Origin of the sequence: Paenibacillus alginolyticus DSM 5050 = NBRC 15375, from assembly GCF_000422905.1 — a bacterium.
GTDB classification, from domain to species: domain Bacteria; phylum Bacillota; class Bacilli; order Paenibacillales; family NBRC-103111; genus Paenibacillus_E; species Paenibacillus_E alginolyticus.
The window spans coordinates 64,034-84,798 of record NZ_AUGY01000027.1 but is presented as its reverse complement, the minus strand read 5'-3'; the positions used below and the strand labels follow the sequence as shown (position 1 = coordinate 84,798).

The window sequence follows — 20,765 nt, the reverse complement described above, 5'->3', positions numbered from 1 at the left end:
CAGCGATAGATATCGTTCTTATCAAGCTTTGGCCAAAAATGGCTTCCACCATGAAGCCAAAAAGTACGACCTGAAAGAAAATCCAGATCATCTAAAGTGGCTTCATACGATCATCTCTAATGCGAAAGCTTTTATTGGTGGTACCTACCACGGCTTAGATCCTAAGCACCTACAAGCATATCTCGATGAGTTTTGCTATCGATTCAACCGCCGTGAGGTCAAAAGCGAGTTATTCAATAGGTTAGTTCATTGTTGCCTATCGTCTACGACGATTACCTATCCTGAGCTAGTTGGATAATCAAATTATTTAATTTCCGCTTTAATCTTTTCCACCATTTCCTTTGCCCATGGATTTTTACTGTAGATCTCGTCGTATAAAGGTTTTGCTGCGGCTTCCATGTCTTTTCTGAACTTGTCATCAGGTGTTGTAAATTTGATTTTATGTTCTTGCAGGAACTTCTTATCGTCTTCATAGCTCTTTTCTAGCAATTCCCATTCTAAATCAGCAGCGGCCTTTGACGCTTCTTCAATCACTTTTTGCTGCTCTGGAGATAATTGCTTCCATAGTTTGCTGTTAATAATATAAATGTTGGGACTAAACATATGATTTGATTCCAAAACATCACTTTGCACTTCATGCCAACCAGAAGCTCTTAATGTAGCAACAGGGTTATCTTGGCCATCTACAACCTTTTGTTCAAGAGCAGTAAAAACTTCTGATATGGGCATTGGCGTTACGTTTGCTCCCAATAGCTGACCTAATTTAAGATAGTTTGGTATATTGGGCATCCTTAAGCGCAAGCCTTTAAAATCCGCCATACTATTAATTGTTTTATTAGATGAAAACATTCTAAAACCATTCGCACTCCATGCCAAAGGATGTACGCCATGCTTACTTTCTAATTCCTCTGTCATCTCTTTTCCAATGGGACCGTCAAACACTTTCTTGGTGGATTTAAAATCTTTAAACAAGAACGGAAATTCGCCTGCACTCATTTTTGGAATATCAGCCTGCATGATTAATCCTGGAATCCCCATCTCAATGGTACCGTTACGAACGCCGGTATAGAATTGCTGTTCAGCCCCCAGTTTACTGTTATCATAAATTTCAACCTTTAACGTACTGTTAGATTTTGCTTCCACCATCGGTTTAAACTTCTCACGAAGCGCCACATTTTGTGGATGATCGGTTGCAAAATAGTTCGCAATCTTTAATGTTTGAACTTTTACATCTTTTGGGGTGGTTGCCTCATCTGCAGGTGAAGTATTTGCTGGTTTATTACTTGCACAGCCAGCTAATACAACAGAACTGGCAAACACAATGCTGCCACAAATAGCTAAATTCTTTCTCAGCATCATAACGACATCTCCTTAGAATTATGTATAAAATTCATAGAAAGCATTTTATAAACAGCTTTCTAATTAATACCTAAAATGAAAGCGCTGTTATTTTTAAAAATAATTTAAATCATTTTCGTTTCGTTAGATGATACTTCTTTTTTTGTACTATATTATAAAACTAAGTTTTGTTTCTTGGTGAATAGATATGATATGGAGAATGATTTCATTCTTAAAACTTATTCACCGAGGATGAATCCTTTTCATTTTTGTTCTATAATATAAAACTGCGTTCTGTAAATCCTTTGTCTATCATTTATGTTATTATAGCCCCTATATAATGTCAACCACTTTTATACATTTAACTTTTTGGGTGGTAGGATTCATTATAAGAATTTAATAGGGGATAATGTCTTGCATGAATCCTTTTCGATTTCCTTTTTCCATTAAAAATGAGTGTGTCGTCCTAGTACGACTTGTCATGTGGCAGCATATGATAAAGTAGAAAGAAAATCTTCCTACGGGGAGGTGAATCTAAATGACACTTACACTTACGGGTTGGATGCTCTATTCGATGTGGGTAGTTCTGGGCTTAATGGGGCTTAGCTTTTTACTAGGCTTGTATAAAGCACTCAAAGCTGGCAGCTTCTCCAGCGCTCTGATTCTGACTTATCTGCAAGATATGCTGTACTATGTGTTCCCATTATTTTTAATTTCCAACATGATGTCCCTTGATCCAACAGGCTTCTTATTATTAGTTGCTTATTACATCGGCGCACTTGGACTTGTACTCAAATATCTGGCACAACTCAAAAAATAAATGTATCCGCATTCAAAGAATGCTATTATATCAGCTCAATAGAACGCTAGAGCAAAAAGGCTGCCGACTTGTAACGGCGGCTTTTTCATTTGGAAAAGAACCTATACATAAAAAAAACAGCTTGCATTATGGCAAACTGCTTTAGATAATCTTTTTAAAATCGAGGTAAATTAGATAAATTGTTGCTTGGATCGCCATCCGGATACGATCTTAACGTTTTTTGACCTTCACGATTTCTGCCCGTATTCACATCTTCAATCAGTCCTGCTTCAGTCATGGCAATAGCATTAGCAATATCAACCACCCTGCCATCTTGGAATTGAACCGCACTGATGCCACCATCTCCATAATGGACGGATTGAATGATAGCCTTATTGGGGTCTATCGTGTGTGGACCTGCACCATACTGCGTTCCATCCCGCATAAATGTGCCATACTGGGTTGGTTGGCCATTTGCACCATAGCCGGTATATCCCCCCTGAAAGCCTACTTTTCTCGCATCAGCATTATTGATTCCCGTATTTCTCTGGCCATATTCGGCATTCATGTTGCCTGACGAGCCTGGAACTGGCATTCCACCTTGGAAAGATTGGGTTCCACTGTTACGAGCTTGTGGAATAAATGACTGCTGCCCGCTTTGTGCCGCTTGCTGGTACATCTGAGCGTTTGGAATTGGTTGACCATTCCATGCATAATTTGCATTGTGGATAGGTTCAACCGCATTGCTATAATTGGGTGAGGGTTCAAACTGTGTATTCATCGACCCATACGGTTGATTCTGCATCATCGGTTGTTGCATCGGTTGTTGTCCACGTCGGCGTCGCGCCATAGATATCAGCTCCTTTTTTAATTCTATATAGCGGCTTCCACCTATAGCATGCGTCACCCATATGAAGTTTATCCCTATGAACCCAATTAACGCCGCAGCCCCATCATATTGCCAGAGGCATATCGCCGAAGTCCTGTGTAAAACAAATAAATACCTCCCAAACAAAGCAAACCCGTCATAGCTATGGCACCTGATATAAAAGGGATGTCCACCTGACGTAACATTCCAATTGGTAAGTAACTAATGAACCCTGCTGGCAACACAGTAAACAGTACGATTTTGCCCAGCCCCCGAAAAATGCTCGTTGGATATGTGGTGAATGTAAGAAGCCCATTATATAGCTGAAAACTAAGCCCATCTGAACTCCCTAACCAGAATGCAGGGCAATTCACAATAACCGTGAAAAATAAAAAAATCAGCGTCGATAACAGCATGGCTAAACCAAATTTTATGAAGCCTATGATCGATTTATCTCCAAATGCAATGTAAATTAATAATGCGAATAAGACGTCCCCAATAGCGCTTACCGACATACGGCTGATGAGAACATGAAGCAGCACTGGTTTAGGCTGTGTTAAGTAAATATCAAGCTGTCCAGTTGAAATCAAATTCGAAATTCGCATAGCATTACCGAAAAATGTCGCCATAACACCAAAGCCGCCAGCTGCTATTGCCCATAGCATCATCACATCCTGCAGTTCCCATCCATTCAATACAGGAAATCGGCCAAAATAAAGTCCCCAGAACACGATCCACACCACATTATTGATGATCATCATACCCGCCGTGAGAAAGAAACTCATCCGAAACTCCATGGCGCCAGCAAGATTAAGCTTTCAACATTGCCAAACGAAACGGAGTAAACGCCCGAATTTACCTGGCTGATCAACTTCACTAATGGGTGTCAAATTGCGGTTATCCACCATTAACATTGAGCTTTTTCACTCCTTTTCTATAAACAAATGTGACAATAAAGCCAATGAAAACAACCCATATCAGTTGTGTACCGATCATACTTGGCAATTGACCTGCATCAAAGGTCACGGTTGTCTTCGCCGGAATGTAGACAATGGCTTGGAACGGAAGCCAACGTCCTACCTTCTGCAGCATGTCGGGAAATAATTCAAGAGGCATCAGCATACCGCCAATCGTGAATAAAAACTTATTGTAGACGAATTCCAGTCCGCGTGTCTCCTCCACCCAGAAAGAGCTCAGCGCTAAAACCATATTCAACATGAAATTAACCGTGAAACCGCACAATGCCACAATTGGCAACCATAGTAATCCATAACCAAAATCTGGCGGACCCATAATAAACAATCCTAACAAACCGCCAAGCGCCGCGTTGACGAGAAAACGAACCGCAGCTTCACTCATGTATTCGACATAATGAAAAGCGACAAAACTGACAGGACGGACAAATTTGAACACGATATCTCCGCTTTTCACCTCTTCCTCTACGCGTGAGCAAAGACTTGGACAGGCAAGAATCATCGATTCCGTTATAACGAGATACCACATGATCTGCTTGAAGCTGAAGCCTGCTATGGTTTCCGTTCCTTCGCCATGAAACGTTGTCTGCCAGAGTTGAAGAAAAATATAAAGAATCAACAGCAGAAACAGCGAGCGGATCAGAAAATCGGCCACATAAGCAAGTTGATTGCGAAGTGTGATTTTGCCGATAAAGGCATATTTAACCGATTTTCTCCAGTTGTTCATGTCCTTTCTCCTCCTTACCGAAGTTCCCGTACATACGTGTGATGATGTCCTCCATCGGTGGATCTTCAACCGTAACGTCAATGATCCGGTGCTCAGCCATAATCTGGGATAGCGCTGCTTCATAACCTCAACACGGTCATCGAAGACAATCCGTCCATGATTGATAACAATCGCCCGGTCACATAGCCGCTCAATATCACCAGCATCATGTGACGTAAGAAATACTGTAGTTCCTTCTTCACGTTTTAACTCTAGAATAAGTTCGCGTATTCGCTGTTTAACGACAACGTCAAGCCCAATCGTAGGTTCATCAAGGAACAGAACCTGCGGCCGGTGCATCAAGGATGCTGCGATCTCACAGCGCATCCGTTCACCTAACGAGAGCTTCCTCACTGCTGTATGCAAATAGGGCCCAAGTTCAAATCTCTCTATGAGATCATCACGCCGGTGTATATACTCACTGCGCCGCAGTTCGTAAATACGGCTCATTAACTCGAAGGTATCGATGGGAGGCAAATGATACCAAAGCTGCGACTTTTGCCCGAAGACAGAGCCTATACGATAGCTCAGCTTCGTACGCTCCTTCCATGGACAACAGCCTAGAACTTCAACTTGACCTGTTGTAGGATGCAGGATGCCAGTCAGCATCTTAATCGTCGTGGATTTCCCGGCACCATTCGGTCCGAGAAAGGCAAGTGTTTCCCCTTGATCCACAGAGAACGTTATACCCTCTACGGCTGACTTGTCTACAAACTCCGGCTTTAACAGTGCCCTAACACTCGCCATAAAGCCTTCTTCTTTTTTCTTCTGTCGAAAGGATTTCCCCAATTGTTCCACACGGATCGATGCCATCTCTGTTCCCTCCACTTTTTATTTCGGTAAAGCAAAAAAGACCTCAGTCCGTTTCGCCTAAACAGGCGGAACTTTCCGAAGGTCTTTTATCCCTTACGGTGTAACACGTCATGTATCCGTGTCGGCTTCGCTCGGTTCGCCACCCTTGCAGGTTCGGATCCCTAGAAGCCCTTCCGTTTATTTTCCACAAATTAACACAAGATGTCATGTACAGACAACACATTTTTTTGCGACTCATCCAAGCAAAAAAAGCCTGTTGCAAGTGCACAGACTTTTTGCGAGAACTCTCTGATATTACGTTATTGGGATTGATGAGATTGCTGCGATTGTTGCGAATACTGAGATTGTTGAGATTGTTGAGATTGCTGCGATTCTTGTGTCGTTTGTAATTCTTGTTTTAAATCTTCCGTCTTTTGCTGGGCCTGCTGGATTTGTCCTTGAAGATCTTGCAGTTGTTGTTCTGCTTCGGACAGTGCAGCTTCAGTCGCCTGTGAATAAATTTCCTGAGCAACTTGCAGAGTTTGTTCAGCGGCTTGCTCAGCCTTTTGGGCAGCTTCTTTTATTTGCTCAAAGCCTTGTTGATTTTGTTGCGGCGTTTGTTGTTGCATAGAGATACCCCCAGCTTAAATTTTCCATACCCGATTAATTTTAGTAAATGTTCCTTTTTTTATTCCTAATGAACATATTCGTCTTTCATCATCAAAATATCGGACAGCACAGAAGTAGGAATGATAAACTCTACAACGCCCATATATCCAGGAGAGACCTCGTATTTTTGGAATGAGATCACAAGTTGACCGTTAGCGTTGATATAGAAATTTTGATCTTTCGTTATCGTTTTGAAGTATGAATTTACCTGATTCGAAACACCTTCAACCCAATAAATCTTCTTCGGGTCCTGCTTCATCTGTTCCTTCATTTGCTCCTTAATATTTTCACTAATTATACGAATATATGCATCATCTTTAAACAAACTTGGCAAAGTGATCAGCAATTGCTTCTTCTTGTCGATCGTGTCGTATTTGAATGTGGTTGAGGAGGATCCGACCGTATTTACCACGTATCTTCCCACTGAAAGGATTTGATCGTTATCCGTTTTTATTACATAACCGCTATCTACACCTAGATGGCCGCCGCCATTTTGCTTCAATTTTTCCATCTCGATGGTGAAATCCGAATATAATTTCTTGCCTTCTTCCAAATATTTGTTATTCAGGGTCTCTTCTAAGGTTTTATTATCCAAATTCGTGATTGCAGGCACTTCTAAATTAGCATTATAGGTTCCCTCATTGAACTTATATTCTCTAAAAGTTAGCACCTTAACGAGGTCACCGACGATAGGCACCTCAGATAAAGCATGGGCCAAAGATGAACTAGTATTTATACCTGCTACAAATAAGATTGCTGCCGATGCCGCTACAAAAGCCCATTTAAAATTACTTTTTCTTTTCTTATTTTGCTTTATGGCTCGGTTAACGATATAATCCAGTTCTTTTGGAATCGGGATATCCATATAGTGTTGTTTCATTTGTTCTATTTTCTCATTCATATTTAGTTGACCTCCTCTAACGTATCGTCAATCAGTTTAATCCGCAGTAATCGAAGGGCTTGATACAATCGTGTTTTTATCGTACTGCTGTTTTCTTGTAAAACCTCGGCGATTTCATCAATCTTCAGATCCTCAAAAAATCTTAGTACAATCACACTTCTATAGATTGTGGGCAAATCATCCAGTGCCCTTTCCAGATCAATATTGGGATAAGCATCTTCACTGCCTTGTGCATACGATTCCATCGTGATTTCATCGACAACTTGAATTTTCTTATGCTTCCGTAAGAAATCTAATGACGTATTTACCACTATCCTGTAAAACCAGCTCTTCATAGATGCGGTGTCTTTCAGTGAGCCTGCTGAAGCAAATGCCTTATGTATGGCGTTTTGAACGACATCGAGGGCATCTTCCGAATTTTTCACGTAACTGTAAGCTAATCGATAAACATTATCTTTATGTTCCGTCATACATGCAATAAGCAACTTTTCTAGCTTTCCATTCATCTTCATGAGATTAAAAGACGCTCCTTTTTCTACGCGCGTATAAGAATTGGTCTTGTATATGCTATGACGGTCGAGTGCGTAGAATAGTTTGGTACACTACATATTAGCACATGGTCATATACTTCGAGTCGACCTTCTTCTACCAATTTCCCTTACCCACTGCTATACTAACAGCAAGAGAAGCTAGTGAGGTGACATATACCCATGAACATCATTAAAGTCAAAGATCGCCTTGAATTAGAAAAAAGAATCCCTACCATGCCGTGGTATATAGAGAAATTTATTAATTATAAGCTGCCAGACCTCTCTCCATCCTCATTACTTGAGTATGTGCGTGATTACGAAATCTTTCTATCCTGGCTGTTGGCTGAAGGATTAAGTTCTGCTCCCTCTATGAACCAAGTTCCTCTGGAGGATTTGGAGAAATTACATATGGATAGCGTTGACAACTTTCGCATGTTTCTAGCTACTCGTAAAGTTCAGGCTAATGTGAAAACGACGATTAACCGCAAGCTTTCCGCTTTGCGTTCCTTATTCCATTATTTAAGCCAAATTGCCGAGGACGATAATTTCTACCCGCTTCTGAAGCGGAATGTGATGGCCAAAGTAGAGATCAAACGCTCGCACAGGCCCAAGGACAGTGCCGCTAAGCTAGAGGGCAAACTGCTTCAAGAAGAGGAAATTGTTGAGTTTATTGCGTATGTGCAGCATGGCTATGAGCACGATGTTGCTGCCAATAAGCAAGCTCTCTACTCCTATGAGTTGAACAAAATACGAGATACTTGCATCATTACACTCATCTTAAATTCGGGGCTTCGCGTATCTGAAGTATTCAATCTGAACGTCGATGATATTGACCTCAAGAAGAAGCTTACGTATGTATATCGCAAAGGTAAGAATGACGATACGTTCAAAACTCCCGTATACTTCCGTAATGAAGCTATTCAAGCTCTAACTGACTATATCACCATCCGCTCAACACGCTATAAGCCGCTCAAAAAGGAAAAAGCCCTATTCCTTGCCATTGCTAATGGCAAAAAAGAGGGCGAACGTATGACGAAACGGGCTATCCAAGAACTCGTTATCAAGTACGCTAAGCGCTTCGGCAAGCCCTACCTGTCTGTTCATAAGCTGCGGCACTCCTTCGCCACAGATTATTACTTACAGAATGACTTGTACAAAACACAAGAGCAGCTCGGACATGCTTCTCCAGAAACAACACAAATCTATGCGCATCTCACGGATAAAACAATGTCCGAAGCGATTGATAAACGGCTGGAATCCTGAAGGTTACTTCAGGATTTTTTCAATTTTAGCCAATTCTTCTGGCGTGAATTCTAGGTTTTTAAGTGCATCTACGTTCTCCTCAATTTGAGAAACACGACTTGCGCCAATCAACGCAGACGTGACTCGCTCGCCGCGGAGAACCCAAGCTAGCGACATTTGGGCCAAGCTTTGGCCGCGAGTGCTTGCTAATTCGTTCAGTTGATTAATTTGAGCAAGCTTTTCTTCCGTAATATCCTTCGTATTTAGGAATTGACTCTTCCCACCAGCGCGAGAATCACTAGGTACCCCGCTCACATACTTGTTCGTCAGCAAGCCTTGTGCAAGCGGACAAAACGCGATGCTGCCTACACCAAACTCATCCAGCACATCCTGCAGGCCATTTTCAATCCAACGATTCAACATGCTATAGGAAGGTTGATGAATCAAAAGCGGTGTTCCCAGACCTTTCAGAATGGATACTGCTTCTTTGGTTTGCTCTGCCGTATAATTGGAAAGTCCTATGTACAACGCTTTACCTTGACGAACTATCAAATCCAGTGCAGCCATGGTCTCTTCGAATGGCGTATTCGGATCCGGTCTGTGTGAATAGAAAATATCAACATACTCCAATCCCATTCTTTTCAAACTTTGATCCAAGCTGGATACTAGATATTTCTTTGAGCCCCACTCTCCATAAGGACCTTCCCACATGTGGTAACCCGCTTTGGTTGAGATGATCAACTCATCGCGATACGCGGCCAAGTCGCTTTTCAACACCTTACCGAACATTTCCTCAGCTGAGCCTGGCGGCGGTCCGTAGTTATTAGCCAAATCAAAATGAGTAATCCCTAAGTCAAAAGCGCGAAGAAGCATCGCCTTCCCATTCTCATGAATATCCAATCCCCCGAAATTGTGCCACAATCCTAGAGAAATAGCCGGGAGCTTAAGACCCGATTTACCAGCACGATTATATTTCATTTCTGCATAACGCGTTGAGCTTGCTTGATAGACCATTTTTGTCCTCCTTAGAGTTTTCGTAGAAAACTTTCTTCGTAAGCATCCACTTGTGTTTTCGTAGATAACTTACTTCGAAAGCATCTACCAAAGTTTCACCAGTAACTGGTTTCTTAAGTTCTAGTATAGGTTAACCGAGGCAACAAAAAAAGAACTGAAAAAAACGTGTCTTACTTACCTCAAGGTTAGTCATGTCTTTATTTTACCTCCATAATGAAACAAAACTGCCGAATTCCTTCGACAGTTTTATCAAAATTATTTACATTTCCCACAACCACAGTTACATTTGCGTTTTGACTTGTGACCCATCTTATCTTTTGTTTTCACATTGAACTTTGCAGCTCCGCGTAATCCACCACACCGTAGACAATCCGCGATACATTGATTGCGCCCAACTACAAATAATCGTGTACACACATTAGTACAAAAACGACCACAGTTAGGAAAAGCGAGAGCATTGCCCTGATAAACACCTTTAGGCATACCTAAACACCACCTTTTCAATTGGTGCTATATGGTATTCCAACGAGAGTAGGATCGCTTGTACGATTACCCCGTCTTCAAGCTATTTAAGCAAAGTAAGCAGAAGCTCGGAGCCATTCATCTGCAGCCACTTTGTTTTCTCAAACGTGTTATGAATAATATCAACGAGCACGCCTTGGGCATCCACACCATCTAAATATCTACCTAGAAAATGGATAAATACATCTAACCGACGAAGCTCGATCAGAAGTGGCAACAAGGCAATCTCTTCCTCTTCCAAATAGACAGTTTGGCGATACCCCTCATAGAAGGCTCTGCAATTGCGTCGCAGTTCTTCTGCTGGTATAGCAGGATCGATGAGATCAGATAAGCAGACTGCTAGCTCCATCACTCGAACATCTAGCGTTACGAACTCAAAATCAAGTACGGCCGTGATTAGTCCATCCGCATCAATCAGCATATTAGACCCATTAATATCCCCATGAACGAGTTGATGAGGAAGCTTTCGAAGTTCCGGAATAGCCTTATAAAAAGCAGCAAATCGTCCAAATATATAGGAAAGCTCATCGTGCTGCTGCCAGAACGGTTCTGATGGATGAAGGCAGAACTCATGAATTGCATCTGGTGTGCAGCGAGGATGGATATGTTCAATTTCATAATAAGGCGGGTAGACAGGATTAATATCCATGAAAATTGCAGCCAGCGCAGACGACAATTGTCCGACAGCTTCTCCGAAGTGAAGCAATTGATCCGTATTCCCCCAAGTTGGGTTGCAGCCATCTGTGTACGTAAATAAGGCAGCCAGTTTGCCTTCCTTTGCCTCTAATCGAACAACAGTCTCCCCTGATGGAAGCTCCACTGGCACAGGGATACGAAATGGAAGTTTATCTTTTTCTTTATCTAAAGCCAGAAGAACACCATGTTCGAACCTAATTTTGTCCATATCACGATGAGTTTCGTACAATCGAAGAACATAGGATGTCCCTTCCACGTCTACGAACCGGGTCGTATTATTCATACCTCCCGCACCAACACGCATGGACCACGTTTGAGTAGGAAACCAATAAGTAGGCAGGGAGGTTAACTGCTCTTCTTGATCTTTGACACGCATAATTGCATTCCTCAACTCCTCTTTCTAAACCAGATTGTCACCTTCTACCGCAAATTCAAAATCCTCTACGTCATATGCTTGGACTTGAATTCCTGCTTGAACTATGCGTTCAATGAAATCTAACTGGTCTGTTAAAAGAGCAGCCTGTTCTTTAATCGCGGTCAGAATTAATTCGGTTTCAATCGGGTCGAAATTGTCCCCATACTCCTCATTGTCAATCGCAAAAACAATCATCAAGGTGACATTCTCATTAATAGGTAAAGGCGGGCTTTTCCGCCATGGAACTGTTAACGCTTTTTCAATTTTTTTCTTATTAAATGATTCCTCGAAGAAAGCAATCAGCTCACCAATCATTTGCTTCACGAAACCGTCGTCTTCTTCCTCTAACATGATCGGCTCACTGCCTGTTTGAAGCTCATATAACTCCTGAATGCTGGTATAAGGTATCAAATAAGTAACAGGCTGCTCTGGCAGCATTAATTGACCATGTACGGCAAGCATGACGGCTTCGATTATAAATGTTTTGCTCATCTTGTTCTCCCTTTCTATCTGCCCTTGTATAAGCATTATTTCGCTAAGAAGCTGAGGAATCCTCTTTTCGCCACCTTCTCGGGCCAAACAAAACCGTCAGTTCCTATGATCGAAGCGACCACTTTGAACTAACGGTTTCGATTACTCTTATAGGATCCCATCAATGACCTCATCATTCTCATAAATTGGCTGATACGGCTTCTTCGAAAAACGATTGGCATACGCTGACGCTACATAACAATCCGGTTTAATAACTGGAACCATACCGACGGATTCCACTCTACGCACCATCTCTTGGACGAATTTTGCCGTCCGATTCTTATTTTCATCGTCGCCAGCATCAATATGAATAAACATATCGAAGGATGCACCTTGATACAGATGTGGAAGAATGATGTTTTCCATATCCTGTCGCTTAGACTCATCAAAATACATCGCAATCTCTTCACTCAAAGCAGTTTCCATCGAAAGCTTTTCTCTAATCGAATGTAGGGCCCGATGAACGATGACTTGACGATAACACGCCCACGCTCCTTTTCCTAGCCGCTGGATAACTACACCAGTAATGAATTTCGTATGACCTGTGTGTACCTGACAATCCGTACCAATAATAAATTTGTAGGTAGCTACGGGGTCGTGACGCATGAAATGGAGAATACGCTCATGTACGGTATCTAGGTTTAGTCCTCTTTCCGTCGTGTTCCGAAATTCCAGTGGATGGGTCGTCGTCAAAGGTTTCAAAGATAAGGTTCTTCCTTTCTCCTTAGAATGAGGAAGAAGCAGATGCCGAAGCTGCATCCGCCCCTATCTATAGTATATGGCAAAGTTCCTCTGCTTGAACCATCACTTATTGTAAAACACTGCCGCCAAACATACGCTAAAGTTTATTTTTCCAGTTTACGAACTTCCGGTTTTCGTGTGGGAGGCCAAAACACATGCAAATTAGGGTCATTTTTCAACTTCACATTGCAGAGCTTCATTTCCCCTTCCTCGAGTTCAATCACATGCCAAGCATCCGGCTCCATTCCCTCCAAGCTCTGTAGAAAAGCAGGAAACTGCTGCTCAGCCTCTTCTATATCCGGCCAAAATTTTACGCCATAATAGGCTAAACCATAGTGATTGACTTGTGTACATGTGAAAATCTGGTGCGATATTTTATGTTGCAACACATAGGGCATCTTTCATTCCTCCGATAAAAAGGCACGTTCACCACAAGGGTGAAGTGCCTTCATTTTTTATGATGACGACTTATAAATAAGCATTCTCATGCTTCGCTTTTAACATATTCCAACGACGCTCAACTTCCTTCTCGAACGATTTCAGGGAACCCTCATACTCGGGCTTCGTCATATGCTTCGTTTTCCCCATCGTCTTGAGCCAATCCGATAGTGGAATCTTCTTGCTCTTATCCTCTGGGTTATACGTGATAGACGTAACCCCGTGCTCCACTTCATAGAGCGGGAAGAAGCAGGAATCTACCGCAGCTCCGACGATATTGGAGCCTTCCTGGTCATCGGACAGCCAGTTCAACGGACAGGCAATGAGAATTTTCCCATACACCAATCCCTCATTTTGGGCGTACCACTGTGCTTTCGCGGCTTTCTTCACAAGATCCTGCGGATACGCTTCCGACCCCGTAAATACATACGGAATATGGGTAGCGGCCATAATTTGCGCTGTATCCTTGTGATGGAACACTTTACCGCCCTGATGTTTCCCCACGTTCGAAGTCGATGTACGATGACCCATTGGCGTCGAATAGGACAACTGCGCCCCTGTATTCATGTATCCCTCGTTATCGTACTCGAGAATAATCATTTTATGATTACGCAAAGCCGCTCCGATCGCTGGTCCCATGCCGATATCCATTCCGCCGTCACCAGTGATCATCACGAAGGTGAAATCGTCCTTCAAACCCAAATGGTCGAGCTCGCCACGCCGCTTGCGCTCCCAGAACATCTCCACAACCCCTGACAGGGTCGCTGCGCCATTCTGGAACAGATTATGAATATACGTCGCTTTGTGCGCTGAATACGGATAACCCGTCGTTACAACCATGGCGCAGCCTGTATGGAAGATCGAGACAATATCGCCTTCAATCCCTTTGAAAAACAGCTCCAAGCCGGAGAAAATGCCGCAGCCTGGACATGCGCCATGCCCCGGAGCAATACGCTTCGGTTTCTTCGTCAGTGCTCGCAGTGGCGGAATGCGCACATTCAGCTTGCCTGTGTTCTCATCCGGTGTTACCGTGATGAGTCCCGTCTTCAAATCCTCATACTTCATCGGCGTCAACACCCGCTTCGGCGCTTTCGAAGGGTCACCTGGCGTGTGGCCGTAGTAATCGAAGGGAACCTCCACCTTGCCGCTTTGTACAGCGTCAATGGCAAATTGGAACAAGTTATGCCCATCTTCGGCATAAAAGTCCTTGCCACCTAAGCCGTAGATTCGGCTTATGACAAGCGTATCTCTGTTCCCATGTGTGAACAGGGCCGCTTTGATTTCGTTGACCATATTGCCGCCATGGCCGCCATAGGAATCCGCGCGATCGCCAACGGTGATCGCCTTCACATGCTGCAAAGCTTCAGCGATCTGCTTTGCTGGGAATGGACGGATGATATTCGGCGCGATCGATCCGGCCTTAATGCCCTTCTCGCGGAGCTGGTCGACGACGTCTTTGATGATTTCGGAAGCCGAATTCATCAAGAACACCGCGACTTCCGCGTCCTCCATCCGATATAGCTCAAGAATCGGATAATCACGGCCTGTCAGCTCAGCGTATTCCTGCCGAATACGATCATAAACACCCTCGGCGTTATACATGGCCATGGACTGCTGATAGCAGTTATTAATATAATCCGGCTCATTCATATAAGGACCTACAGTAATCGGATTATTGCGATCCAGCGTATCCGGGAAGCCCTGTGGCTTCTCTCCGATGAAAGCATGCACATCCTCACGATGCGCGAACGTTTGCACTCTGCGCTTTTGGTGGGACGTGAAATAACCGTCTGAAGCAACCAAAACCGGCAAACGAACTTCCGGATCCTCAGCTAGCTTTAAAGCTATGATATTCATGTCATAAACCGCCTGCGGGTCACGACACATCACAATCGGCCATCCCGTATTTAAAGCATAATACAAGTCAGAGTGATCCCCATGAATATTCAGCGGGCCGGATACGGAGCGGCATACCAAGTTCATCACCATGGGAAAGCGTGTCCCGGATTGAACTGGCATTTGTTCCAACATGTACAAATAACCGTTAGCGCTTGTCGCGTTAAATACGCGGCCGCCAGCAGTTGAAGCGCCATAACATATGCCTGCCGAACCATGTTCACCGTCTGCTGGAATGAGCACGATATCATGCTGTCCGTTGGACTTCATAAGATCTAGAAATTGGGCAACCTCCGTAGATGGAGATATCGGAAAGTATCCCATAACATGATAATTAATTTGATGAGCCGCATATGCTGCCATCTCGTTGCCTGATTCATATACGATGCGCTGTTCGACCTTGGCTTGCCCTAATTCCTTCTTGATATCAATGGACATGCGAGTAGTTCCACCCTTCTCCCATAAATACTCTCTAAGAGTTTACAGCTAGATTGAATCGATGCGGCATGCGATTTAAGTCTGCATAGCCATCTTCTTCCCGCTCATTTGTGAGCGCTTCGGTCGGACAAGCCTGTACACATTTAAGGCAACCTTTACAATATTGATAGTCAATGCCCTGCAAAAACATTTGCGGACGCCCTTTTTTGTCAGGGAGTTCATCCCAAACGAAGCAGAAATCCGGACACACATTATCGCAGGAAGCACAGTGAATACATTTATCTTCATGGAAATGCGGCATCATCCCCGCACGTGAAATACTTAAATCTTTCAGAATACTGTTTCCAGGATTCGTAATTACTCCTCCGATGGACTGTGTTTCATAGCCAAGCACTGGCGTATCGAAACGAACGAAGTCGGGCATCGTCTCCCCTTCTGGAAGCGCATACGTTTGGAACTTAACTTCATTGTAACCGCGGTCAAAAGTTCGCAAGGCGGGTGCAACCGCAAGCGGATATTTCTTTTCTAACGATTTACGAATAACGCCTCTCATGACATCAGGATCAAGGAAATCACACAACCGGAACAGCGCGCCAAGCATCGCCATATTCACGCGGTTCTTTTCTTCTAGCGAGATTCCAATAGCATCGATAACGGCAATGGTACCGCCACGGAGCTTCATCTTTTCCTTCAACTCATCCGGTGTTTTTGTCGAATTTACTAATACTGTACTATCTTCGTAGATGCCACTGATAACGTTTACAGTTTTGGAAAGCGATTCGTGAAAAACTCCTACAACATGCGGTCGTTCGACGGGTGAAGTATCCCTAATTCGCGTATCCATGTCACAAAACCTAATATGTGCTTTCACTGCCGATCCTTTCTTCTCTGAACCATAGGAAGAAAAGCTAACTCCGTTCAAACCCACCCCTACGACTCCCGCTTCCGCCAGCATCTTACCCGCTAGATTTGCGCCGAGTCCACCGATGGATTCCAGTCTAATCTCAAAAAAACCGAGATCGTTCAATTTAGGTAAAGTTACCATGCCAGGTCTCCTTTCAAAAATGAACTGCATAAAAAATGAATAGTATGAATAGTAAATCTACTCTCATTGTAACAAGAAATCTCTGGTAATCAACCTTTTTTTGAAGGGTCCCTTCATAGCAAATAATCGATTATGAGGCCGCACCCTCCCAAGTAGTAGCTTCTGGGCCCTAAATTCTCATCTTGATCAGAATTATCCTTCTTGGCATCCTCACAATCCTCACATACGTCCACATAATCTTCATCAATCGGATTAAAGACAACACCGCAAACCTGTGAGCACGCCCGCATCCTCATCTCTCCTTGTATACCAAGCAACTTAGATTGTAAACGCTTGCACTTTCGATTTCCTTTATTATACCGCGGTTTGTAAGAATAACACCATAAGTCTTTATCAAATCTTTAGCATTCAAAATGCCCCATTTCTCTTGATAAGGTCAGTTTATGTGAGATAATGTAGAAAAAATAAAGATACTGTCGGACTGCGGAAAGGATGGCATTCATTTGTTCCATTCAATTATTTCCAATGAACTACATGGTCTCTTCTACATCATGAGTGCTATATTAATCCATCTAGTTCTTACCCCAATTTTCATTTACAAAGAACATCAACGTAGATTGCTATTTGCTCTGATTTTAATCGTACTAATCTTTTTGTACTGGAAATTTGAAGACATTGATCCCTTAATTTATTCCCTCCATTTGTTTCCGATCAGCTTGATTGCTGTGATTCTGTATGTTGGCTTTATACCAGCTTTTATTACCTGGACCTTATTTAACATAGGCTGCATGGTTGTTCTGAATTACTATTGGCAGCCCGCTTTAATCAGCAGTGCTGTAATATTATTAGGCGGATTTCTCATCACAAATACTTCAAATCAAACACTTAGGATGAAATTAACATATGCAACAGGTATGCTGCTCTTGTACGAAGTATTGTATGCGCTATTAGCACTATACATACGATCTCATATTACGATGTATGCTGCATACACCGTAATTTTTTCCTTTTTTTCTCTTTGGATGATTACATACTTACAATTTTTTGTCAGGAAGCATGAAATTCACAAACAACGACTTGTCGCCTTGGAAAAGGATCGAATGCTCGGCCAGTTTGCAGCCACCATCTCTCACGAAATACGTAATCCTCTCACATCAACAAAAGGCTTTCTTCAGTTACTGGATCAGAAAGAGCTATCTTTCAACGATCACAAGCGATATGTCGACCTAGCATTGTCAGGTGTGGATCAAGCGAATGCCATTCTGGGTGATTATTTGAACTATGCCAAGCCGTTTTCTAACTTGCAGGAACAATTAGAACTCAAGGAAGAGATAGAAGCCATGCTGCGTTTCATCACACCGTTTGCTACAGATCACCAGGTTGCTATCCATACTTGTCATGAAAATGAAGAACCCCTTTACATTCTAGGCGAATCCAAAAAGCTGCGCCAATGCTTGATGAATCTTATTAAAAATGCGATTGAGTCCATGCCTAACGGCGGTAGAATATCCTTAAGGACCTCTAAGCTGCCTAACGCGGTGCAAATTTCTATTTCTGACACTGGCGTGGGGATGAGTAAGCAGCAATTAAATTCGCTCGGTATGCCTTTCTACACAACCAAAGAACAAGGAACTGGACTTGGGCTCGTCGTGGTCATGAGTATTATCAAAATGATGAACGGAAAAATCTCCTTCTCCAGTCATTTAAACCAAGGCACGCAGTGCTCCATTTTATTTCATCAAAAATGAACATCCAGCGCTCTCCATTAACAACCTTGATAATCTGTGCTATTCTGTTAAGACAAGCGATCATCAGGATTGGTAAGGAGGGCTTTGCAATGAATTCAGATTTCATTCCGATTAAATCACTTGAGGGCGACTTGAAAATGTCGCATAAGAAGAGGGATTTCGGTCTAACCGTCTCATCCAAAGAGTTGATCCTTCACAAACCTCACATTAATTATTATTTCAAGTTGGAACATATAATCAGCATGATTCCATACGATAAATCTGCTCTCAAGGCTGTCACCTTCGTAAACTCGCGGTTCGCTAATCAAGAATTCACACATGTAGCTCCGGGCTCTGATTACTACCGCATTTATGTCCAAGCAGCTACCGTCCATAACCGCAGCGGGCTGTTCGAAATAGGGCCAACGGATATCATCATTCCGATCCATCCGAGTATGCTCAAAGCCATATCTGATCATATTCAGCGTGTCGGTATAACTATATTTTAGAGTTTCTCGACAACTAAAAAAGCAAGGGTGAAAAGAAAAGCTTCTTTTCTTACCCTTGCTTTTTTGTTACCTAAGAAGTTCATTCTTACAAATTTTCTTTCTCGACAATAAAGGCTAGTAAGCGTTCGCAGCTCTCCTCTACCATCTCGTACACCTTTTGAAAGTTACCCGTGTAATAAGGATCTGGAACATTTTTATCGGTGCGATCAGGTGCAAAATCCAGCAATTTATGAATAGCAGCTCGTTTCTCACCTTCTACTAACGCAGGCGCAAATGATGCCAGATTCGTTACATTACTCTGATCCATCGCGATGATATATGTATATTGTACAAAGTCATCGGACTTAACTTCCCTTGCTATTAGACCCTTATGATTAATCTGATACTGATCCAATATATCCCTAGTTCCTTGATGTGGCGGATGTCCAATGTGCCAATCTCCGGTTCCGGCAGAATCAATAGCAATTACAGCATCTAAACCCGCTTTATTAACCTGATGACGAAAAACGGCTTCAGCCATGGGAGAACGGCATATATTTCCTAAACAGACGAATAAGACCTGGATCATACTTCACCAAAGATGAGCTTTTTTTCACGCATGGTGAGTGACCTAGCCGGGATATCCAGCACAATTTTACCTTCAGAGAGTCCCCAAATACGAGTTGCATATCTCTCCGCAAGCTCAACTTGGTGTAGTGTAGCAATAACGCTCATATTCCGATCTTTGCAAAGCGATTTCAAATCCTGCAAGATATATTCCGTTGATTTCGGATCGAGACCAGATACAGGTTCATCGGCGACAAGTACCTTGGGTCCAAGTATTAACGCTTTAGCAATAGCAACACGCTGCTGCTCACCACCGCTTAGCTGGCCAACCTTCTTATCTCCCTTATCAAGCAAACCCACTTTTTCTAAATAATCCATGCTGTCTACATGCTCATCTCTTGAAGTCATGCCAGTTAAAATACGCAGTGGTGTTTGATAGACACGCCCCATCATGACATTCTTGACAGCGCTTTTATTTCGATTCAAAGCAGGCTTTTCTTCTAGGAATGCGAAATCTCTACCTAATTTGAAGCGTTCCAATAGACCTGGCTTTGATATATCAATGGAGTTATAGATTAACTGACCGCTTGTCCATTTCTCTTGATGACTGATGCAGCGCAGTAACGTGGTTTTCCCACTTCCACTGCCCCCAATAACCGCAATGAATTCGCCTTCATCAACTTGAAAGCTCACTTGTGAAAGTACCTGATTGTCCGGAGGATATACTTTACTTAAATTACGAACTGTAAGCATGACAATGTCTCCTTCGAGTAAGTCTTCTTCCGTCTTTCCGATAGAAAGACTCATTTCATAAGCTGCCCTTTTGGGAAAAAATCGCCACTCCTTTCAAGCGGTGGGCCTGAGTAGAGGGCGATTTTCTAATTCCCAAAGGAGGTTATCTTAATCGCAAGATGTCGGAGCTTCTGCCGTACCTGCTTCTACATTAATTTTATCGGAAATCGTATCACGAATAACCGACATAACTAGCTGCAATAAATAGTTGATATCGTCTTGTGTTTGCTTGAATTCATTCACGATCGGTATCTCATCTAATTGATCCTGCAGCACTTCAATCTCATTCTCAATTTTCTCGATCATTTTAGCATTTTGGAAAGTTTCGAAAGCAACGACTTCCTTCTGCTTCTTTTTGATCGCACTGATTAGTACTTGGATATCAGGATTCGTAGCGATTTGCTTCTCAGCCTTTTGATAAAACTGTACCTCATTCGAAGTCGTTAACAATTCAGCCAATTCCTTAGCTTTGGATAAAATATCTTCACGTACAATCATTTCCGTATTTGTAAACTCCTCTACTTTAAAAGCATGAGGCTCATTATCGTTATGTTTATGATCACATTGAGACACTTC

The 20,765-nt window shown here is 42.7% G+C and carries 23 protein-coding genes; 5 read left to right on the top strand and 18 right to left on the bottom strand.

Annotation, left to right across the window (positions count from 1 at the left end; all coding sequences use genetic code 11):
- A partial coding sequence (locus G519_RS42990; protein WP_244280112.1) for a transposase occupies positions 1-298 on the top strand: 298 nt, incomplete at its 5' end.
- Positions 299-303: 5 nt separating this feature from the next.
- Here G519_RS42990 and G519_RS0114360 read toward each other — a convergent pair.
- Positions 304-1,359, bottom strand: coding sequence for a TRAP transporter substrate-binding protein (locus G519_RS0114360; RefSeq protein WP_409372013.1), 1,056 nt, complete (start codon positions 1,357-1,359; stop codon positions 304-306).
- Positions 1,360-1,876: 517 nt separating this feature from the next.
- On the opposite strand from G519_RS0114360, the gene G519_RS0114355 reads away from it, so the two are divergent.
- The gene (locus tag G519_RS0114355; protein ID WP_029195302.1) at positions 1,877-2,158 is read left to right on the top strand and encodes a hypothetical protein; all 282 of its coding nucleotides are present in this window, start codon (positions 1,877-1,879) and stop codon (positions 2,156-2,158) included.
- A 154-nt stretch (positions 2,159-2,312) separates the two neighbouring features.
- On the opposite strand, the gene G519_RS52145 is transcribed toward G519_RS0114355, so the two are convergent.
- The 6 genes from G519_RS52145 to G519_RS0114320 form a co-directional block, all read right to left on the bottom strand.
- A complete protein-coding gene (locus G519_RS52145; protein ID WP_244280111.1) occupies positions 2,313-2,987 on the bottom strand; it encodes a DUF3892 domain-containing protein in 675 nt (224 codons plus the stop codon).
- 86 nt (positions 2,988-3,073) lie between these two features.
- Positions 3,074-3,790 (bottom strand): ABC transporter permease, encoded by a 717-nt coding sequence (locus G519_RS42985; RefSeq protein WP_244280110.1) that lies wholly within the window; start codon positions 3,788-3,790, stop codon positions 3,074-3,076.
- Positions 3,791-3,902: 112 nt separating this feature from the next.
- Positions 3,903-5,558: an ATP-binding cassette domain-containing protein gene (locus G519_RS52140; RefSeq protein WP_244280109.1), complete on the bottom strand. Its 1,656-nt coding sequence runs from the start codon at positions 5,556-5,558 to the stop codon at positions 3,903-3,905.
- Between the two features lie 299 nt (positions 5,559-5,857).
- Positions 5,858-6,166, bottom strand: coding sequence for a hypothetical protein (locus tag G519_RS0114330; protein WP_036632925.1), 309 nt, complete (start codon positions 6,164-6,166; stop codon positions 5,858-5,860).
- 65 nt (positions 6,167-6,231) lie between these two features.
- Positions 6,232-7,107 carry an RsiV family protein gene (locus G519_RS0114325; RefSeq protein ID WP_029195298.1) on the bottom strand — a complete coding sequence of 292 codons (876 nt, stop codon included), beginning with the start codon at positions 7,105-7,107 and terminating at the stop codon, positions 6,232-6,234.
- A 2-nt stretch (positions 7,108-7,109) separates the two neighbouring features.
- Entirely contained in the window at positions 7,110-7,619 is a 510-nt protein-coding gene (locus G519_RS0114320) for an RNA polymerase sigma factor (protein WP_029195297.1), read from the bottom strand.
- 198 nt (positions 7,620-7,817) lie between these two features.
- Here G519_RS0114320 and xerS point away from each other — a divergent pair, with 198 nt between their 5' ends.
- Entirely contained in the window at positions 7,818-8,900 is a 1,083-nt protein-coding gene (xerS, locus tag G519_RS0114315; RefSeq protein ID WP_029195296.1) for a tyrosine recombinase XerS, read from the top strand.
- 3 nt (positions 8,901-8,903) lie between these two features.
- Here the strand turns inward: xerS and mgrA are convergent, their stop codons facing one another.
- The 8 genes from mgrA to G519_RS50185 all read right to left on the bottom strand — a co-directional run bounded on the left by mgrA (position 8,904) and on the right by G519_RS50185 (position 16,905).
- Entirely contained in the window at positions 8,904-9,893 is a 990-nt protein-coding gene (gene mgrA / locus G519_RS0114310) for an L-glyceraldehyde 3-phosphate reductase (RefSeq protein WP_029195295.1), read from the bottom strand.
- 565 nt (positions 9,894-10,458) lie between these two features.
- On the bottom strand, positions 10,459-11,487 hold the full coding sequence (locus G519_RS42975) for a phosphotransferase (RefSeq protein ID WP_051253389.1): 1,029 nt from the start codon (positions 11,485-11,487) through the stop codon (positions 10,459-10,461).
- Between the two features lie 24 nt (positions 11,488-11,511).
- Complete coding sequence (locus G519_RS0114300; RefSeq protein ID WP_029195294.1) at positions 11,512-12,018, bottom strand: hypothetical protein; 507 nt, start codon at positions 12,016-12,018, stop codon at positions 11,512-11,514.
- A gap of 147 nt (positions 12,019-12,165) precedes the next feature.
- Positions 12,166-12,759, bottom strand: coding sequence for a ribonuclease H-like YkuK family protein (locus G519_RS42970; RefSeq protein WP_051253393.1), 594 nt, complete (start codon positions 12,757-12,759; stop codon positions 12,166-12,168).
- Positions 12,760-12,902: 143 nt separating this feature from the next.
- A complete protein-coding gene (locus tag G519_RS42965; protein WP_051253388.1) occupies positions 12,903-13,196 on the bottom strand; it encodes a hypothetical protein in 294 nt (97 codons plus the stop codon).
- 70 nt (positions 13,197-13,266) lie between these two features.
- Entirely contained in the window at positions 13,267-15,570 is a 2,304-nt protein-coding gene (locus G519_RS0114285) for a thiamine pyrophosphate-dependent enzyme (RefSeq protein ID WP_029195293.1), read from the bottom strand.
- A 34-nt stretch (positions 15,571-15,604) separates the two neighbouring features.
- Entirely contained in the window at positions 15,605-16,615 is a 1,011-nt protein-coding gene (locus G519_RS0114280; protein ID WP_029195292.1) for a 2-oxoacid:acceptor oxidoreductase family protein, read from the bottom strand.
- 113 nt (positions 16,616-16,728) lie between these two features.
- A complete protein-coding gene (locus G519_RS50185; protein ID WP_154669572.1) occupies positions 16,729-16,905 on the bottom strand; it encodes a hypothetical protein in 177 nt (58 codons plus the stop codon).
- Between the two features lie 213 nt (positions 16,906-17,118).
- Between G519_RS50185 and G519_RS0114270 the strand changes: the two genes are divergently transcribed.
- Positions 17,119-18,363, top strand: coding sequence for a sensor histidine kinase (locus tag G519_RS0114270; protein ID WP_029195291.1), 1,245 nt, complete (start codon positions 17,119-17,121; stop codon positions 18,361-18,363).
- Between the two features lie 89 nt (positions 18,364-18,452).
- Complete coding sequence (locus tag G519_RS0114265; protein ID WP_029195290.1) at positions 18,453-18,851, top strand: hypothetical protein; 399 nt, start codon at positions 18,453-18,455, stop codon at positions 18,849-18,851.
- A gap of 85 nt (positions 18,852-18,936) precedes the next feature.
- Here the strand turns inward: G519_RS0114265 and G519_RS0114260 are convergent, their stop codons facing one another.
- The 3 genes from G519_RS0114260 to G519_RS0114250 form a co-directional block, all read right to left on the bottom strand.
- Positions 18,937-19,419 (bottom strand): low molecular weight protein-tyrosine-phosphatase, encoded by a 483-nt coding sequence (locus G519_RS0114260; protein ID WP_029195289.1) that lies wholly within the window; start codon positions 19,417-19,419, stop codon positions 18,937-18,939.
- On the bottom strand, positions 19,416-20,150 hold the full coding sequence (locus G519_RS0114255) for a phosphonate ABC transporter ATP-binding protein (protein WP_029195288.1): 735 nt from the start codon (positions 20,148-20,150) through the stop codon (positions 19,416-19,418). The genes G519_RS0114260 and G519_RS0114255 overlap by 4 nt, the downstream gene beginning before the upstream one ends.
- Before the next feature lie 147 nt (positions 20,151-20,297).
- Positions 20,298-20,687, bottom strand: coding sequence for a RicAFT regulatory complex protein RicA family protein (locus G519_RS0114250; RefSeq protein ID WP_036632935.1), 390 nt, complete (start codon positions 20,685-20,687; stop codon positions 20,298-20,300).
- Between the last annotated feature and the right edge of the window lie 78 nt (positions 20,688-20,765).

Bases quoted from the DNA above. Each gene is read 5' to 3' on its own strand.
- G519_RS0114360 (WP_409372013.1), bottom strand. From the start codon at position 1,359: ATGATGCTGAGAAAGAATTTAGCTATTTGTGGCAGCATTGTGTTTGCC.
- G519_RS0114355 (WP_029195302.1), top strand. From the start codon at position 1,877: ATGACACTTACACTTACGGGTTGGATGCTCTATTCGATGTGGGTAGTT.
- G519_RS52145 (WP_244280111.1), bottom strand. From the start codon at position 2,987: ATGGCGCGACGCCGACGTGGACAACAACCGATGCAACAACCGATGATG.
- G519_RS42985 (WP_244280110.1), bottom strand. From the start codon at position 3,790: ATGAGTTTCTTTCTCACGGCGGGTATGATGATCATCAATAATGTGGTG.
- G519_RS52140 (WP_244280109.1), bottom strand. From the start codon at position 5,558: ATGGCATCGATCCGTGTGGAACAATTGGGGAAATCCTTTCGACAGAAG.
- G519_RS0114330 (WP_036632925.1), bottom strand. From the start codon at position 6,166: ATGCAACAACAAACGCCGCAACAAAATCAACAAGGCTTTGAGCAAATA.
- G519_RS0114325 (WP_029195298.1), bottom strand. From the start codon at position 7,107: ATGAATGAGAAAATAGAACAAATGAAACAACACTATATGGATATCCCG.
- G519_RS0114320 (WP_029195297.1), bottom strand. From the start codon at position 7,619: ATGAAGATGAATGGAAAGCTAGAAAAGTTGCTTATTGCATGTATGACG.
- xerS (WP_029195296.1), top strand. From the start codon at position 7,818: ATGAACATCATTAAAGTCAAAGATCGCCTTGAATTAGAAAAAAGAATC.
- mgrA (WP_029195295.1), bottom strand. From the start codon at position 9,893: ATGGTCTATCAAGCAAGCTCAACGCGTTATGCAGAAATGAAATATAAT.
- G519_RS42975 (WP_051253389.1), bottom strand. From the start codon at position 11,487: ATGCGTGTCAAAGATCAAGAAGAGCAGTTAACCTCCCTGCCTACTTAT.
- G519_RS0114300 (WP_029195294.1), bottom strand. From the start codon at position 12,018: ATGAGCAAAACATTTATAATCGAAGCCGTCATGCTTGCCGTACATGGT.
- G519_RS42965 (WP_051253388.1), bottom strand. From the start codon at position 13,196: ATGCCCTATGTGTTGCAACATAAAATATCGCACCAGATTTTCACATGT.
- G519_RS0114285 (WP_029195293.1), bottom strand. From the start codon at position 15,570: ATGTCCATTGATATCAAGAAGGAATTAGGGCAAGCCAAGGTCGAACAG.
- G519_RS0114280 (WP_029195292.1), bottom strand. From the start codon at position 16,615: ATGGTAACTTTACCTAAATTGAACGATCTCGGTTTTTTTGAGATTAGA.
- G519_RS50185 (WP_154669572.1), bottom strand. From the start codon at position 16,905: ATGCGGGCGTGCTCACAGGTTTGCGGTGTTGTCTTTAATCCGATTGAT.
- G519_RS0114265 (WP_029195290.1), top strand. From the start codon at position 18,453: ATGAATTCAGATTTCATTCCGATTAAATCACTTGAGGGCGACTTGAAA.
- G519_RS0114260 (WP_029195289.1), bottom strand. From the start codon at position 19,419: ATGATCCAGGTCTTATTCGTCTGTTTAGGAAATATATGCCGTTCTCCC.
- G519_RS0114255 (WP_029195288.1), bottom strand. From the start codon at position 20,150: ATGCTTACAGTTCGTAATTTAAGTAAAGTATATCCTCCGGACAATCAG.
- G519_RS0114250 (WP_036632935.1), bottom strand. From the start codon at position 20,687: ATGATTGTACGTGAAGATATTTTATCCAAAGCTAAGGAATTGGCTGAA.